The sequence below is a fragment of the Brevibacterium sp. LE-L genome (genome assembly GCF_050214925.1).
GTDB lineage: Bacteria > Actinomycetota > Actinomycetes > Actinomycetales > Brevibacteriaceae > Brevibacterium.
Window position 1 is genome coordinate 1,268,284 of record NZ_CP189759.1, and the last position, 12,472, is coordinate 1,280,755.

At 66.7% G+C, this 12,472-nt stretch carries 13 protein-coding genes; 12 read left to right on the top strand and 1 reads right to left on the bottom strand.

The genetic code is table 11. The features are described from left to right. Positions 1 to 69: 69 nt before the first annotated feature. Both panB and panC read left to right on the top strand, forming a co-directional pair. Positions 70 to 987: a 3-methyl-2-oxobutanoate hydroxymethyltransferase gene (panB, locus tag ACQE2J_RS05690; RefSeq protein ID WP_135540274.1), complete on the top strand. Its 918-nt coding sequence runs from the start codon at positions 70 to 72 to the stop codon at positions 985 to 987. Further along, positions 987 to 1,844: a pantoate--beta-alanine ligase gene (panC, locus tag ACQE2J_RS05695; protein ID WP_135540272.1), complete on the top strand. Its 858-nt coding sequence runs from the start codon at positions 987 to 989 to the stop codon at positions 1,842 to 1,844. Before panB ends, panC begins: the two co-directional genes overlap by 1 nt. Positions 1,845 to 1,890: 46 nt before the next feature. Here the strand turns inward: panC and ACQE2J_RS05700 are convergent, their stop codons facing one another. Continuing rightward, positions 1,891 to 2,607 carry a LysE family translocator gene (locus ACQE2J_RS05700; RefSeq protein ID WP_240689864.1) on the bottom strand — a complete coding sequence of 239 codons (717 nt, stop codon included), beginning with the start codon at positions 2,605 to 2,607 and terminating at the stop codon, positions 1,891 to 1,893. A gap of 161 nt (positions 2,608 to 2,768) precedes the next feature. On the opposite strand from ACQE2J_RS05700, the gene ACQE2J_RS05705 reads away from it, so the two are divergent. From ACQE2J_RS05705 to ACQE2J_RS05750, 10 genes are all read left to right on the top strand, one after another. Next, a complete protein-coding gene (locus tag ACQE2J_RS05705) occupies positions 2,769 to 3,728 on the top strand; it encodes a LysR family transcriptional regulator (RefSeq protein ID WP_426937297.1) in 960 nt (319 codons plus the stop codon). 249 nt (positions 3,729 to 3,977) lie between these two features. Beyond that, positions 3,978 to 5,045: an IS110 family transposase gene (locus ACQE2J_RS05710; protein WP_426937298.1), complete on the top strand. Its 1,068-nt coding sequence runs from the start codon at positions 3,978 to 3,980 to the stop codon at positions 5,043 to 5,045. A 143-nt stretch (positions 5,046 to 5,188) separates the two neighbouring features. Next, positions 5,189 to 6,322, top strand: a complete 1,134-nt coding sequence (locus ACQE2J_RS05715) for a GuaB3 family IMP dehydrogenase-related protein (RefSeq protein ID WP_135540263.1) — start codon at positions 5,189 to 5,191, stop codon at positions 6,320 to 6,322. Between the two features lie 31 nt (positions 6,323 to 6,353). Continuing rightward, positions 6,354 to 7,346 carry an SURF1 family protein gene (locus ACQE2J_RS05720; protein WP_135540261.1) on the top strand — a complete coding sequence of 331 codons (993 nt, stop codon included), beginning with the start codon at positions 6,354 to 6,356 and terminating at the stop codon, positions 7,344 to 7,346. Positions 7,347 to 7,348: 2 nt separating this feature from the next. After that, positions 7,349 to 7,786, top strand: a complete 438-nt coding sequence (locus ACQE2J_RS05725; protein ID WP_135540259.1) for a DUF3817 domain-containing protein — start codon at positions 7,349 to 7,351, stop codon at positions 7,784 to 7,786. Between the two features lie 56 nt (positions 7,787 to 7,842). After that, positions 7,843 to 9,426 (top strand): glutamine-hydrolyzing GMP synthase, encoded by a 1,584-nt coding sequence (gene guaA / locus ACQE2J_RS05730; protein ID WP_135540257.1) that lies wholly within the window; start codon positions 7,843 to 7,845, stop codon positions 9,424 to 9,426. A 218-nt stretch (positions 9,427 to 9,644) separates the two neighbouring features. Beyond that, positions 9,645 to 10,364: a biotin transporter BioY gene (locus ACQE2J_RS05735; protein WP_135540256.1), complete on the top strand. Its 720-nt coding sequence runs from the start codon at positions 9,645 to 9,647 to the stop codon at positions 10,362 to 10,364. Then, the gene (locus ACQE2J_RS05740; RefSeq protein WP_135540254.1) at positions 10,361 to 11,089 is read left to right on the top strand and encodes an energy-coupling factor ABC transporter ATP-binding protein; all 729 of its coding nucleotides are present in this window, start codon (positions 10,361 to 10,363) and stop codon (positions 11,087 to 11,089) included. Before ACQE2J_RS05735 ends, ACQE2J_RS05740 begins: the two co-directional genes overlap by 4 nt. Beyond that, complete coding sequence (locus tag ACQE2J_RS05745) at positions 11,086 to 11,790, top strand: energy-coupling factor transporter transmembrane component T family protein (RefSeq protein ID WP_426937299.1); 705 nt, start codon at positions 11,086 to 11,088, stop codon at positions 11,788 to 11,790. The genes ACQE2J_RS05740 and ACQE2J_RS05745 overlap by 4 nt, the downstream gene beginning before the upstream one ends. Before the next feature lie 99 nt (positions 11,791 to 11,889). Next, a complete protein-coding gene (locus tag ACQE2J_RS05750; RefSeq protein ID WP_240689861.1) occupies positions 11,890 to 12,468 on the top strand; it encodes a cysteine hydrolase family protein in 579 nt (192 codons plus the stop codon). Positions 12,469 to 12,472: the final 4 nt, after the last annotated feature.

Below are 12,472 nucleotides of genomic sequence, written 5' to 3' on the forward strand. Positions count from 1 at the left end.
CCTCACCGGAGCTTCGGGCTCGACCCGCCCGCGCCCGCACCGACGACATCGCATATCCGAAGGATCCTCATGCCCGACGCGGCACACCCGAACCAGCAATCGTCCACATCATCCGCCGAGGAACCGGCTCCGTACGGAGGTCAGTCGACCCCGTCGGGAACCGGGCGAAGCGGCGCTCCCGCGGCCCCGCCTCGGCGAATCCGCACTCTCGATCTCATCAGAGCCAAGTCCGCGGGCCGGCGGTGGGCGATGCTGACCAGTTACGACCAGTACACGGCTGCATTGTTCGAGCAGGCCGGCGTCGAGGCGCTGCTGGTCGGCGATTCCGCGGCGAACAACGTCTACGGCCACGCCACGACCCTGCCGGTGACCGTCGACGAGCTCATTCCCCTGGCTCGTGCAGTCGCCTCGGCGACGACGCGCGCACTCATCGTCGCCGACCTGCCCTTCGGCAGCTATGAGATCTCCGACGAACAGGCCGTGGCCACGGCTGTGCGGTTCATGAAGGAAGCCGGAGTCCACGCGGTCAAACTCGAAGGCGGGGCGCGCATGGCCTCGCGGATCGCGGCGATCACGGCGGCGGGCATCCCTGTCATGGCGCACATCGGCTTCACCCCGCAGGCCGAGCACAACCTCGGCGGATACAAGGTCCAAGGTCGCGGGGAGGCGGGCTCGGCGCTTCTCGACGACTCCCGCGCGGTCGCCGCTGCCGGAGCGTTCTCCGTGGTCATGGAGATGGTCCCGTCCGCCCTGGCCGGGCAGGTCACCGCCGAACTCACGATCCCGACCATCGGCATCGGAGCGGGCGCCGACTGCGACGCGCAGGTGCTCGTGTGGCAGGACATGGCCGGGCTGAGTACGGGGCGGGCCCCGCGCTTCGTCAAGCGCTATGCCGACCTGCATTCCGTGCTCACCGAGGCGGTCGGAACCTATGTCGACGAAGTCCGGTCCGGGATCTTCCCCGAACCGGAGAGGGGCTTCGACTGATGGAGGTCGGAGGCATCCAGGCGCTGCGTCGGTGGCGGTCCGAGCAGACCGGGCGCATCGGCCTCGTGCCGACGATGGGCGCCCTCCACTCGGGTCATCAGGCGCTCATGGCCCGCGCCCGGGCCGAATCCGACCTGGTCGTGACCTCGATCTTCGTCAATCCGCTGCAGTTCGGCGCCGATGAGGACTTCGTCCAGTACCCGCGCCCGATTGAGGCCGATCTGAGCAAGTGCGAGGAGGCCGGGGTCGACTTCGTCTTCGCTCCTGCCCTGGCCGAGATGTATCCTTCCGCGCCCGAAGTCCGCGTCGTCGCCGGGCGCATGGGCGCGGTGTTCGAAGGTGAGGCCAGGCCCGGTCACTTCGACGGAGTGCTCACGGTCGTGGCGAAGCTGTTCAACCTCATCGACCCCGATGTCACGGTGTTCGGGCTCAAGGACATCCAGCAGTTCGTGCTGGTCAAGAGGATGATCGCCGACCTCGACTTCGATATCGAGCTCATCGGTCTGCCCGTCATCCGCGACGATGACGGGCTGGCGATGTCGAGTCGCAACGAATACCTCTCCGGGGTCGACCGCGACCGTGCCCTGGCGATTCCGCGGGCCCTCGACACCGCCGCCGAGGTGGCGGCGGGTTCGTCGACGGGTGCTGGGGGACTGCCCGGCGCCGTCGAATCGGCGGCCCGTGCCGTCCTCGAATCGGCGACCGAGCGCGGGATGCTCGAGATCATCTACCTCAGCCTCGTCGAGGCGGCGACACTGCGGCCCTGCCCCGACGACTTTCGGGGATCGGCCCTGCTGCTCGTGTCGGTGGATGTCGGCGGCACGCACCTCATCGACAATCTGCCCCTGGAATTCTGAGCCGGGCCGCAGGGAATGCGCCGTTCCGACGACCGGGGATGGCCACTCAGATCGGGATTGCGATGACAGCGATGCCGATGACGAACAGGATGAGGGTCGAGGCCGCCTCGATGAAGAAGTCGGCGCTGCGGTGCGCCATCGCCGAGGCGGCCAGGCTCGCCATGCACGCGAGCACGAGCTGATAGGCCAGCAGCACGCCGACGATGAGGGCGATGAGCACCGCATAGTCGACTCCGCTCGGCGACGCGGGCACGAGGGTGGGCAGGATCGCGAGGAAGAACAGGCCGACCTTCGGGTTGCTCAGCGAGGAGATGATGCCGCGGCGATAGGACACGAACGAGCGCAGGTGACCCCAGGCGGTCGACTCCACGGCGGTGGCGATCTCGCTGACCGGGCCGTCGAGGGGCGATTCGGGTGGGTCCGTCTGGTCGGCTGTGGACTCGGAGGTCGCCGAGTCCGCATGCAGTTCGCGACGCAGGCGCAGCGCCTGCCGGCCGGCGAGGAATCCGAGGAAGCAGAGGTAGAGCCCGCCGCCGATCTTGAGCACCTGGACCGCGGCGGGGTAGACGGTGAGCAGGGCGGAGACTCCGGTCAGCGCGAGGGCCATCCAGATCACGGTTCCCGTGGCCGTGCCGAGGGCATAGACCAGTCCGGCCTTCCGCCGCAGGGACGACAGGCGGATCGTGAGGATCGTCTCGGGTCCGGGCGTGACCGCCAACGCGGCGGCGGCGCCGGTGATGGTGAGGATCTCGGGTCCGGTCACGGCTGTCCTCCTGATGCAGTGGGGTGAAGCGAGCCCCGCGGGTGGGGAGACGCATCTCCTGGGGCACGTCTCCATTGTCGGGGGTGCCAACAATCGGGAAAAGCAATTGATCGTGAACGAACATCAGGCGATACCGAATGGTTTCCGGCTACGATGCACGTATGTGGGATCTCAACCGGCTCCGGATCTGGCGCGCGGTCGTGGCCACCGGGTCTGTGGTCGCGGCCGCGAAGAACCTCAACTACACGCCGGCGACGGTCAGCCAGCACATCACGACCCTGCAGAAGTCCGTCGTCGCACCCCTGTATCGGCGGTCGGGCCGCGGCATCGAGATCACCGAGTTCGGTCGGCGGCTGGCCGAGGAGTCCGGGGAGGTGTTCACCTCGGTGGCCAGACTGGACGACCTCGTCGAGAATTTCCGCAACGTCAGCCGTCCCCGACTGCGGATCGCCGCATTCACCTCGTTCAATGCTCGGCTGCTGCCTGGGATCATCGAATCCGTCGCCCGCGACCACCCGAACCTGCGCTTCGACATCCAGCTCAACGAACCGGCGAAGAATCGGCGCAGTCACTGCCTCATCGAGATCCGGGCCGAGGTCCCGCAGGGCGGGGAGACCCGGCTGCCGGAGATGACGCGGATTCCGCTCTTCGACGATGACTACCGGGTTGTGGTCTCCGAGCGGCACGAATTCGCGGAGCTGGCGACAGTGCCGTTCAAGGATCTCGAAGACCAGCATTGGGTCGACTATGACATGTGGGCGGGTCCGTCGAGCAAGGTCGTCGATCATGCGTGCGCGGCGGCCGGTTTCGAACGCAAGAGCTTCGCAGCCTGCGAGGACGACTTCGCCGCGCTCGCCCTCGTCGCGTCGAATCTGGCGATCACGGTGCTGCCGGGGCTGTCGACCCTGCAGCTGCCGCCGGGGCTCGTCGCCGTCGACCTCACCGATCCCGTGCCGATGCGTCGGGTCGTCATGCATGTGCGCGACCGGGAGGCGCACCTGCCGCATGTGCGGGCCTTCGTCGCTGCCGCTGAGGACGTCGCCGCCGCCCACCTCCCTCCCAGAACTACTGTGAGTATTGATAGTGGCTGGTCTGGGACTGGCTGGCAGAGTAGGAACTGACCGTCCCATCGATCATCATGACCCGCAGAACTACTGACTCGAACGATGTCCTCGTCGGGATCTGTCTGATGATCGGTGGGCGGTCGGCACCGGCTCGGCCCACATCGATAACTTGATCAGAAGGTTGTCCGTTCCTGACCGAACGTGACTCATCACAGTAGTGTTTCGACGTGACTATCTCCCGGACCGGAGCCGACCGTTCGACGGTCGGACCTCATCCGTTCTGACACAGGAGAATCACGAACCGTCATGACTATCATCTCGCATTTATACGCGTTTGTCGTTGGCGTCGACACCCACGCGAAGAACCACGTCTACAGTGTCCTCACCAACACTGGTGAGCACGTCGACACTGCTGCATTCCCGACCACGAAAGCTGGCCTGAAACGGGCGCTGCTGTGGGCCGGTCGCCGTACCGGCGGGGACCTCGACACCCTGTGGGTGATCGAGGGTATCGGCACTTACGGGGCGATCCTTGCCGACCATGTTGCCGACAACGGGTACACAGTCGCCGAGGCCGCCAGCATGAATGCTCGTGACCGGCATGCCACGGGCAAGGATGACCGGATCGATGCCCGACGGATCGCTGGCACGGTCCTGTCGATGGATGAGTCGCGGCTGCGGTTCCCCCGGCAGGCTGATGGGCCGCGTCAGGGACTGCAGATCCTGGTCAAGGCGCGGGAGTCCATGACCCGGGAGAAGACCCGGACTGTCAATGCGCTCACCGCGCTGTTGCGTACTCATGACCTCGGTATGGATGCGCGTCGGAAACTGTCGGTCGTCAAGATCCACGCGGTTGCGAAGTGGCGGATCAGGAACGAGTCTGTGGCACTTACCGAGGCTCGTCGGGAAGCGATTCGGTTAGCCAAACGCGTCGTCGAAGTCGATGCCGATATCAAGGACTACGCCACCCGGATCGAAGCTTTGGTCAAGGACAGCCCGGCTGCGGTGTTGCTGGCTGAGCCGGGGATTGGTCCGATCACCGCGGCTGTGTTCTACCTGGCGTGGTCGCATCCTGGGCGGGTGCGTTCAGAGGCTGCGTTTGCGAAGCTGGCGGGGGTCAGCCCGATACCGGCGTCGTCGGGGAATGTGGTGAGGTTCCGGCTTAATCGCAGTGGTGATCGTCGGTTGAATTCTGCGTTGTACATGGTGGCCATCACGCGGCTTTCTCACCAGAAGAGGTCCCAGGCATACATGGCTAAACGGCTTGGCGAGGGGAAGACGAAGAAGGAGACCATCCGGTGCATGAAGCGTCACTTGGCCCGTTCTGTGTATCGCATTCTCGAGGCCACGAACTCGATCGGCCAAGCCGCTTGACAGACATAGAAGGATCCTGACGGCGGCCCAGCAACTTGGCGCGAGGTTGCTGAGCCGTCGTCAGGTAGTTCTGGGAGGGAGACGCTGCGTTCCTCATAGTGGGCTGAGACCTGGCGCAGAGGGTGGTGGGATAGGCTGTTGGCGTGAGTTCTGAAATCGAAATCGGCAAAGGCAAGCGCGGCCGTCGCGCCTATTCGCTCGACGACATCGCCATCGTCCCCGCTCGGCGCACCCGCGACCCCGAAGACGTGTCTCTGAGCTGGCAGATCGATGCCTACCAGTTCGACCTGCCCTTCATCGGCGCCCCCATGGATTCGGCGATGTCGCCGGAGACCGTCATCGCCCTGGGCAAGTTCGGCGGACTCGGTGTGCTCGACCTCGAGGGACTGTGGACCCGGTACGAGGATCCCACCCCGCTGCTGGCCGAGATCGCCCAGCTGCCCAGCGAAATGGCGACCTCTCGGATGCAGGAGCTCTACTCCGCACCCATCCAGGCCGAACTCATCACCGCCCGCCTCGAGCAGATCCGTGAGGCCGGAGTCACCGTCGCCGGAGCGCTCACCCCGCAGCGGACGCAGGAGTTCTACAAGACCGTCGTCGATGCCGGTGTCGACATCTTCGTCATCCGCGGCACCACGGTGTCGGCCGAGCACGTCTCGACCCACACCGAACCGCTCAACCTCAAGCAGTTCATCTACGAACTCGATGTGCCCGTCATCGTCGGCGGTGCCGCCACCTACACCGCGGCCCTGCACCTCATGCGCACCGGTGCCGCCGGCGTCCTCGTCGGCTTCGGCGGGGGAGCGGCGGCCACGACCCGCAAGACCCTGGGCATCCACGCCCCGATGGCCACCGCTGTCGCCGACGTCCATGCCGCCCGCCGCGACTACATGGACGAATCCGGCGGACGCTACGTCCACGTCATCGCCGACGGCGGGCTGGGCACCAGCGGTGAGATCGTCAAGGCCTTCGGCGTCGGCGCCGATGCCGTCATGCTCGGCACCGCTCTGGCCCGAGCCACCGAGGCTCCTGGGCGCGGCATGCACTGGGGTGCCGAAGCCCACCACCCGGACCTGCCGCGCGGTCACCGGGTCGAACTCGGCACCGTCGGCAGCCTCGAGCAGGTGCTCTTCGGGCCCGGCCGCACCGCGATCGGCGAACTCAACCTCGCCGGTGCCCTGCGCCGCGCTCTGGCCACCACCGGCTACCTCGACCTCAAGGAATTCCAGCGCGTCGACGTCACCGTCTCGCCCTACCAGACTGGCTCGGTGGTCTGAACTGTTCCGCCTGGCTCTGACCCCCAAATGGTTGGGGTCCCTGCTCCTCGTCCTGGTGCTCGTCACCTGCTTCGTCGGTCTCTCCGCATGGCAGGTCGACCGGGCCCAGCACAAGAACGAGGTCGCGGACTCCGCCGGCATCGACGAGGTCAAGGACTTCAACGAGGTGATGGATGCCCAGGCCCCGATGCCCGGCATCCTCGCCGACCAGCGGGTCAGCCTGACCGGCCACTGGATCCCCGACGCCCAGGTCGTCGTCCCCGGCCGCATGCAGGACGATGAGTCCGGGTACTGGGTGGTCACGATGTTCGCCCCCGACGACGCCCACCTCGGCGAGGGCGTCAGCGCCGCAGGCGCCGATGAGAAGACGATCGCGATTCCGGTCGTCCGCGGATTCACCACCGACGAGGATGCCGCCATGTCCTCGCGTGCGAAGCCGGGCGATGTCGAACTCACCGCCCGGATCGGTCCGATCGAAGGGCCGGAACCCGGCAACGACCTGCCCGAGGGGCAGGTGCGCACGGTCTCGACCTCACAGATCATCAACATGTTCCCCGATCTGCTCACCTATTCCGGCTTCCTCATTCCCGAGAAGGCCGACGGGGCGGCCGCCTCGGTGGGCACCGATGGGCTCGCCCAGGTCCCGACCACGACGACCCGCGATGAGGGCGGATTCGATCTGCAGTCGGCGGTGTACGCCATCGAATGGATCATCTTCGCCGCCATGGCCCTCTACATGTGGTTCCAGCTGCTGCGCGACGACTTCGTCCGGCGCCGCCTCGGCGAGGATTCTCAGGATCCGGAGAACCGGGTCGAGTATGTTGTCGTCAAGCCCGCCGGCTCCTCGGCCATCGACCCCGAGGTGATGTCGGGCCTGACCGGACTGCCGGCCCACCGCCACGGCGGGAAGAAGCCCGGGAAGAAACCGGGGAAGAAGCCGGGGAAGAAGCCCGGATCGGCCACCGATACGAGCACGACCGCAGACACCAGCAACACCGATACCCGCACGACCGGAGGAAACTGAGCGTGAGCGAAGAACACGAGTCCTTGGACTCCCGCCCCGACTTCGATGAGTCGAACGTGTGGAGCGTCAAACGCTTCACCTCGGCGCGCAATGCGCTGAAGTTCTACCGGGTGATGGCATTCATCACCGGTACGATGCTGCTCATCCTCACGGTCGAGATGATCTACAAGTACCTCATCGCCGCGGACTCGGCCACGGCCCTGAACTTCGGCGGCTTCAACCTCGCCGCGGCCATCGCGATCTGCCACGGCTGGTGCTACGTCGTCTACCTCATCGGCTGCTTCTGGCTCAACCAGCAGATGCGCTGGAGCCTCGGCCGTTACCTCATCCTCGCGCTCGCCGGCGTCGTGCCCGTGATGTCGTTCATCCTCGAACGTCGTATCCACCGCCAGGTCGACGCGGAACTCGAAGCCGCCGTCGTCGTCGCTCCCAAGAGCTGAAGGGCGCGCGAAACCCCGAATTCGGGTGTCGCCTCGCCGGCGCTTAGAATTGGAGCATGACGCAAACCCAGAGCACGCAGGTGCCCCCTGTCCTCGTCGTCGATTTCGGTGCCCAGTATGCCCAGCTCATCGCGCGCCGCATCCGCGAAGCGGGCCTGTACTCAGAGATCATCGCCCATGACGCTCCGGCGTCCGAGTTCGCCGCGAAGAACCCTTTGGCCATCGTGCTCTCCGGGGGACCGTCGAGCGTCAACGACGAAGGTGCCCCGAGCTTCGACACCTCGGTGTTCGACCTCGGCATCCCGACCATGGGCATCTGCTACGGGTTCCAGCTCATGTCGACCAGCCTCGGCGGTCGCGTGGCGAAGACCGATAAGCGCGAATACGGCTCGACCCCACTGTCGGTGACCGACACGGGGTCGCTGCTGGCCGAGACTCCGGGCTCCTACAAGGTCTGGATGTCCCATGGGGACTCCGTCGCCGAGGCGCCTGCCGGCTTCGACGTGCTCGCGTCCACCCCGGACACCCCCGTGGCCGCCTTCGAGTGCCCGGAGAAGCGGTTCGCCGGTGTGCAGTGGCACCCCGAGGTCCTCCATTCGGAGAACGGGCAGAAGATCCTCGAGAACTTCCTCTTCAACGTCGCCGGTCTCGAAGCCGACTGGACGAACGCCTCGGTCATCGACGAACAGGTCGAACTCATCCGCGCCCGCGTCGGCGACAAGAAGGTCATCTGCGGTCTGTCCGGAGGCGTCGACTCCTCCGTGGCCGCCGCCCTCGTCCACAAGGCCATCGGCGACCAGCTCACCTGCGTCTTCGTCGACCACGGTCTGCTGCGTGAGGACGAGAGGAAACAGGTCGAGCAGGACTACGTCGACTCGATCGGCGTCCGCCTGGTCACCGTCGATGCGCGTGAGCAGTTCCTCTCCCAGCTCGCCGGAGTCACCGACCCGGAGGAGAAGCGCAAGATCATCGGCCGCGAGTTCATCCGCACGTTCGAGAACGCCGCCGCGGACCTCGTGCTCGAAGCCCAGGAGGGTGAGGGTGAGGACATCGCCTTCCTCGTCCAGGGCACCCTCTACCCCGACGTCGTCGAGTCCGGCGGCGGATCGGGGACCGCGAACATCAAGAGCCACCACAATGTCGGCGGCCTGCCCGACGACATCCAGTTCCAGCTCATCGAACCCCTGCGTGCCCTGTTCAAGGACGAGGTGCGCGCCATCGGCCGCGAACTCGGCGTGCCCGAGGTCATCGTCTCTCGCCAGCCCTTCCCCGGACCGGGCCTGGGCATCCGCATCATCGGCGAAGTCACCGAGGAGCGTCTGGCCATCCTCCGCAGGGCCGATGCCATCGCCCGCGCCGAGCTGACGAAGGCGGGCCTTGACGGGGAGATCTGGCAGTGCCCGGTCGTCCTCCTGGCCGATGTCCGCTCCGTCGGCGTCCAGGGAGACGGCCGCACTTACGGCCACCCCGTCGTGCTGCGCCCGGTCTCGAGCGAGGACGCGATGACCGCGGACTGGACGCGCATCCCCTACGATGTGCTCTCCGTGATCTCCAACCGCATCACCAACGAGGTCGACGACATCAACCGCGTCGTCCTCGACGTCACCTCGAAGCCCCCGGGCACCATCGAATGGGAATGATCGTCGGCCCACCGATCGTGTGATCGTCGCAGGGAAGCCTGGGACCTGAACAGGGGATCACGCGAACGGTGGAGGCATCGCCGAGGCAACCTTGAGGACCCCCGGATTCCGCCCCTGAACACTGTTCAGTTACAGTGGTGGGGAACCTGGGGTCGCCTCGGGTATTTCCGGATGCAGACCCGCTGCGCTCCGGGTGGAACACGAACAACGGAGTACTCATGTCTCAGGCCCACAGCACCGCCTCGGCGGGCATCACCCGTCCTCGTTCGGCCGGTCGTGCCGGCAACATCGCGCTCATCGCCGTCTTCGCCGCTATGCTCGCGGCCTTTGCGATGATGCCCCCGGTCCCGGTCGGGCCCGCCGGTGTGCCGATCACGCTGCAGACCTTCGCCATCGCCCTGTGCGGAATGGTGCTCGGACCCTGGCGGGGAGCGGCCGCGACCCTGCTCTATGTGGTCCTCGGCCTGCTCGGGCTGCCGATCTTCTCCGGCATGAACGGCGGCATCGGTGTGCTCGCCGGACCGAGCGCCGGCTACATCCTCTCCTTCACTCTCTACGCCCTGGCCGCCGGGCTCGTCGCCCGCTGGGCCGTGCGTCGCTTCCGGGGGATGAGGCTCGGCATCGCCCTGTTCCTCGGCGGATTCGCCGCCAGCCTCCTGCTCAACCACCCGCTGGGCATCCTCGGCATGTCGATCAACGCGGATCTGCCGCTTCGCGTCGCCGCCGTCGCCGACCTCGCCTACTGGCCCGGTGACATCATCAAGAACATCCTCGCCGCCTCGGTGGCCGTCCTCATCCATCGGGCATTCCCCGATGTGCTGCGCCGTCGCGGCGTGAGCATGGATTCGCTCGTCGGTGCGGGCGTCGACTCAGCCGCGGGTGCGCACCTCAACGGTGCGGCCGCCTCGGCGGCGGAGCGGGAACCGGGCGTCAAGTGACCCGGGAGATCAGCTTCAGCGATGTCGGCGTCGGGGTCCTCGACGAGGGCCCCGACGGCGACGTCGTGCGACCGATCCTCCAGAACGTCAGCTTCACCCTCACCGAGGATGTCGTGGCCGTGATCGGAGCGAACGGTTCGGGGAAGTCGACTCTGCTGCAGCTGGTCAATGGTCTGGTCACCGCGAATGCGGGGCAGGTCCTCATCGACGGAATCGACCCGTATCGGCATCCGGCGAAGGTGCGATCGCGGGTGGGGTTCGTCTTCACCGACCCGGCCGCGCAGCTCGTCATGCCGACCCCGATCGAAGACATCGAACTCTCCCTGCGCAAGTCCGTGCCGAAGGGCAGGCGGCGGGACGCGGCCCTGGCCGTGCTCGGCGAACTCGGCATCGCCGACCTCGCCGAGCGCAGCGTCTATGAACTCTCCGGCGGACAGCGGCAACTCGTGGCCTTGGCCGCGGTGCTCGCCGTCGACCCGCAGATCCTCGTGCTCGACGAACCCACGACCCTGCTCGACCTGCGCAACAGGGAGAAGCTGCGCGTGCATCTGCAGGACCTCGTCGCCCGTCGCGGGGTGCGCATCATCCTCACCACCCACGACCTCGAGTTCGCGCAGATCGCCCAACGTGCCCTCGTCGTCGAGGACGGCCGCATCGCCGCCGATGCCGCCCCCGCCGAGGCGGTCGCCGCCTACCGTCAGATGATCATGAGCGATACGCCATGAATGAGGTCCCCCAGGCGGGTGCGCACGCCGACGACGCCCGCACCGGTGCCGACGGTGCCTGTACGACCTGGCGGAAGAATGCCGGCATCAGACCACGTCCGCAGCTCTTCGGCAGAGTTGCGGCGACCCGAGGGTGGCTGCATGCGGTGCCGACCGGGGTGAAGCTCTCACTCATTGCGGTCATCGGCATCGTGGCGCTGATCTTCCGTGATCCGATCATCAACTGGTCGATGTTCGCAGTCCTCGTCTTCGTCGGGTTCACCGCTCGTCTGCGGCTGACGTACTTCCTGCGCACCTGGCTCTATGTCGTCGTGCTCGTGACGATCGTCATGGGGCTGCAGTATCTCTTCGGGTCGCTGCAGTCGGGTCTGGCCGTCGGCGGCACGGTGTTCTCCTGTGTGCAGGCCGCCCTGCTGCTGACGCTGACGACTTCGGTCGCGCAGCTGCTCGACACCTTCGCCGTCATCGTCGCTCCGCTGCGGTTCTTCGGTGCGAACACCGAGGCGATCGCTCTGACCGCGAGTCTCATGGTGCGGGCGATCTCGCACATCTCCGGGCTGCTCGGAGAGGCCGAACGGGCAGCCCGCGCCAGGGGATTGGACTCGAGCATCAAGGCGCGAGTGGTGCCGGCGATCCTGCGGTCGGTCAAATACGCGCAGGACACCGGGAGGGCCCTCGACGCCCGCGGCATCGTCGACTGAGACCACTCGGACTGTCCGCGCTCGAACTCAGCGGACCATCGGGGGTGTGGAGTAGCCTCGGCGGAGGGAAGCCTACGATCCCCTCGAACCGAAGGAGACATGATGACCGGCACCGATGACACCGTCCTCGTGGCGATGGATTTTCAGAACGGCATCGCCGGAGACGACGCCTTCGCCTCCACCGGTGTCCTCGAACGCGCTCGTGATGCCGTAGCGGCGGCCCGTGAGCACGGCATCCCCGTCGTGTGGGTGCGGGTGGCTTTGCGGGACGGGCACCCGGAGCTGGCGGCGACGTCCTCGTTCGCACAGATCGCCGCTCACGGCGACGTCGTCGAAACGCATGCTTCGACGAGCATCCACGAAACCCTCGGCCGTCACCAGGGCGAGCCGATCGTGACGAAGCGCCGCATCAGCGCCTTCACCGGCAGCGACCTCGAGGTGCTGCTGCGCGGGTACGGGGCCAGGTCGCTCGTGCTGGCCGGAGTGGCGACCAGCGGGGTCGTGCTCTCGACGGTGCGTCAGGCCGCCGACCTCGACTTCGAACTCACCGTGCTCTCCGATGCCTGTGCCGACCGTGACCCGGAAGTCCACCGGGTGCTCACCGAGAAGGTGTTCCCGAAACAGGCGCGCGTGCTCACCGTCGACGATTGGACCGCGAGCCTCGCGGATCAACGGTAGTCGC

What these genes read in the sequence shown, in the direction of transcription:
- guaA (WP_135540257.1), top strand. Translation starts at nt 7,843, where the DNA reads ATGACGCAAACCCAGAGCACGCAGGTGCCCCCTGTCCTCGTCGTCGAT.
- ACQE2J_RS05750 (WP_240689861.1), top strand. Translation starts at nt 11,890, where the DNA reads ATGATGACCGGCACCGATGACACCGTCCTCGTGGCGATGGATTTTCAG.
- ACQE2J_RS05710 (WP_426937298.1), top strand. Translation starts at nt 3,978, where the DNA reads ATGACTATCATCTCGCATTTATACGCGTTTGTCGTTGGCGTCGACACC.
- ACQE2J_RS05745 (WP_426937299.1), top strand. Translation starts at nt 11,086, where the DNA reads ATGAATGAGGTCCCCCAGGCGGGTGCGCACGCCGACGACGCCCGCACC.
- ACQE2J_RS05705 (WP_426937297.1), top strand. Translation starts at nt 2,769, where the DNA reads ATGTGGGATCTCAACCGGCTCCGGATCTGGCGCGCGGTCGTGGCCACC.
- ACQE2J_RS05735 (WP_135540256.1), top strand. Translation starts at nt 9,645, where the DNA reads ATGTCTCAGGCCCACAGCACCGCCTCGGCGGGCATCACCCGTCCTCGT.
- panB (WP_135540274.1), top strand. Translation starts at nt 70, where the DNA reads ATGCCCGACGCGGCACACCCGAACCAGCAATCGTCCACATCATCCGCC.
- panC (WP_135540272.1), top strand. Translation starts at nt 987, where the DNA reads ATGGAGGTCGGAGGCATCCAGGCGCTGCGTCGGTGGCGGTCCGAGCAG.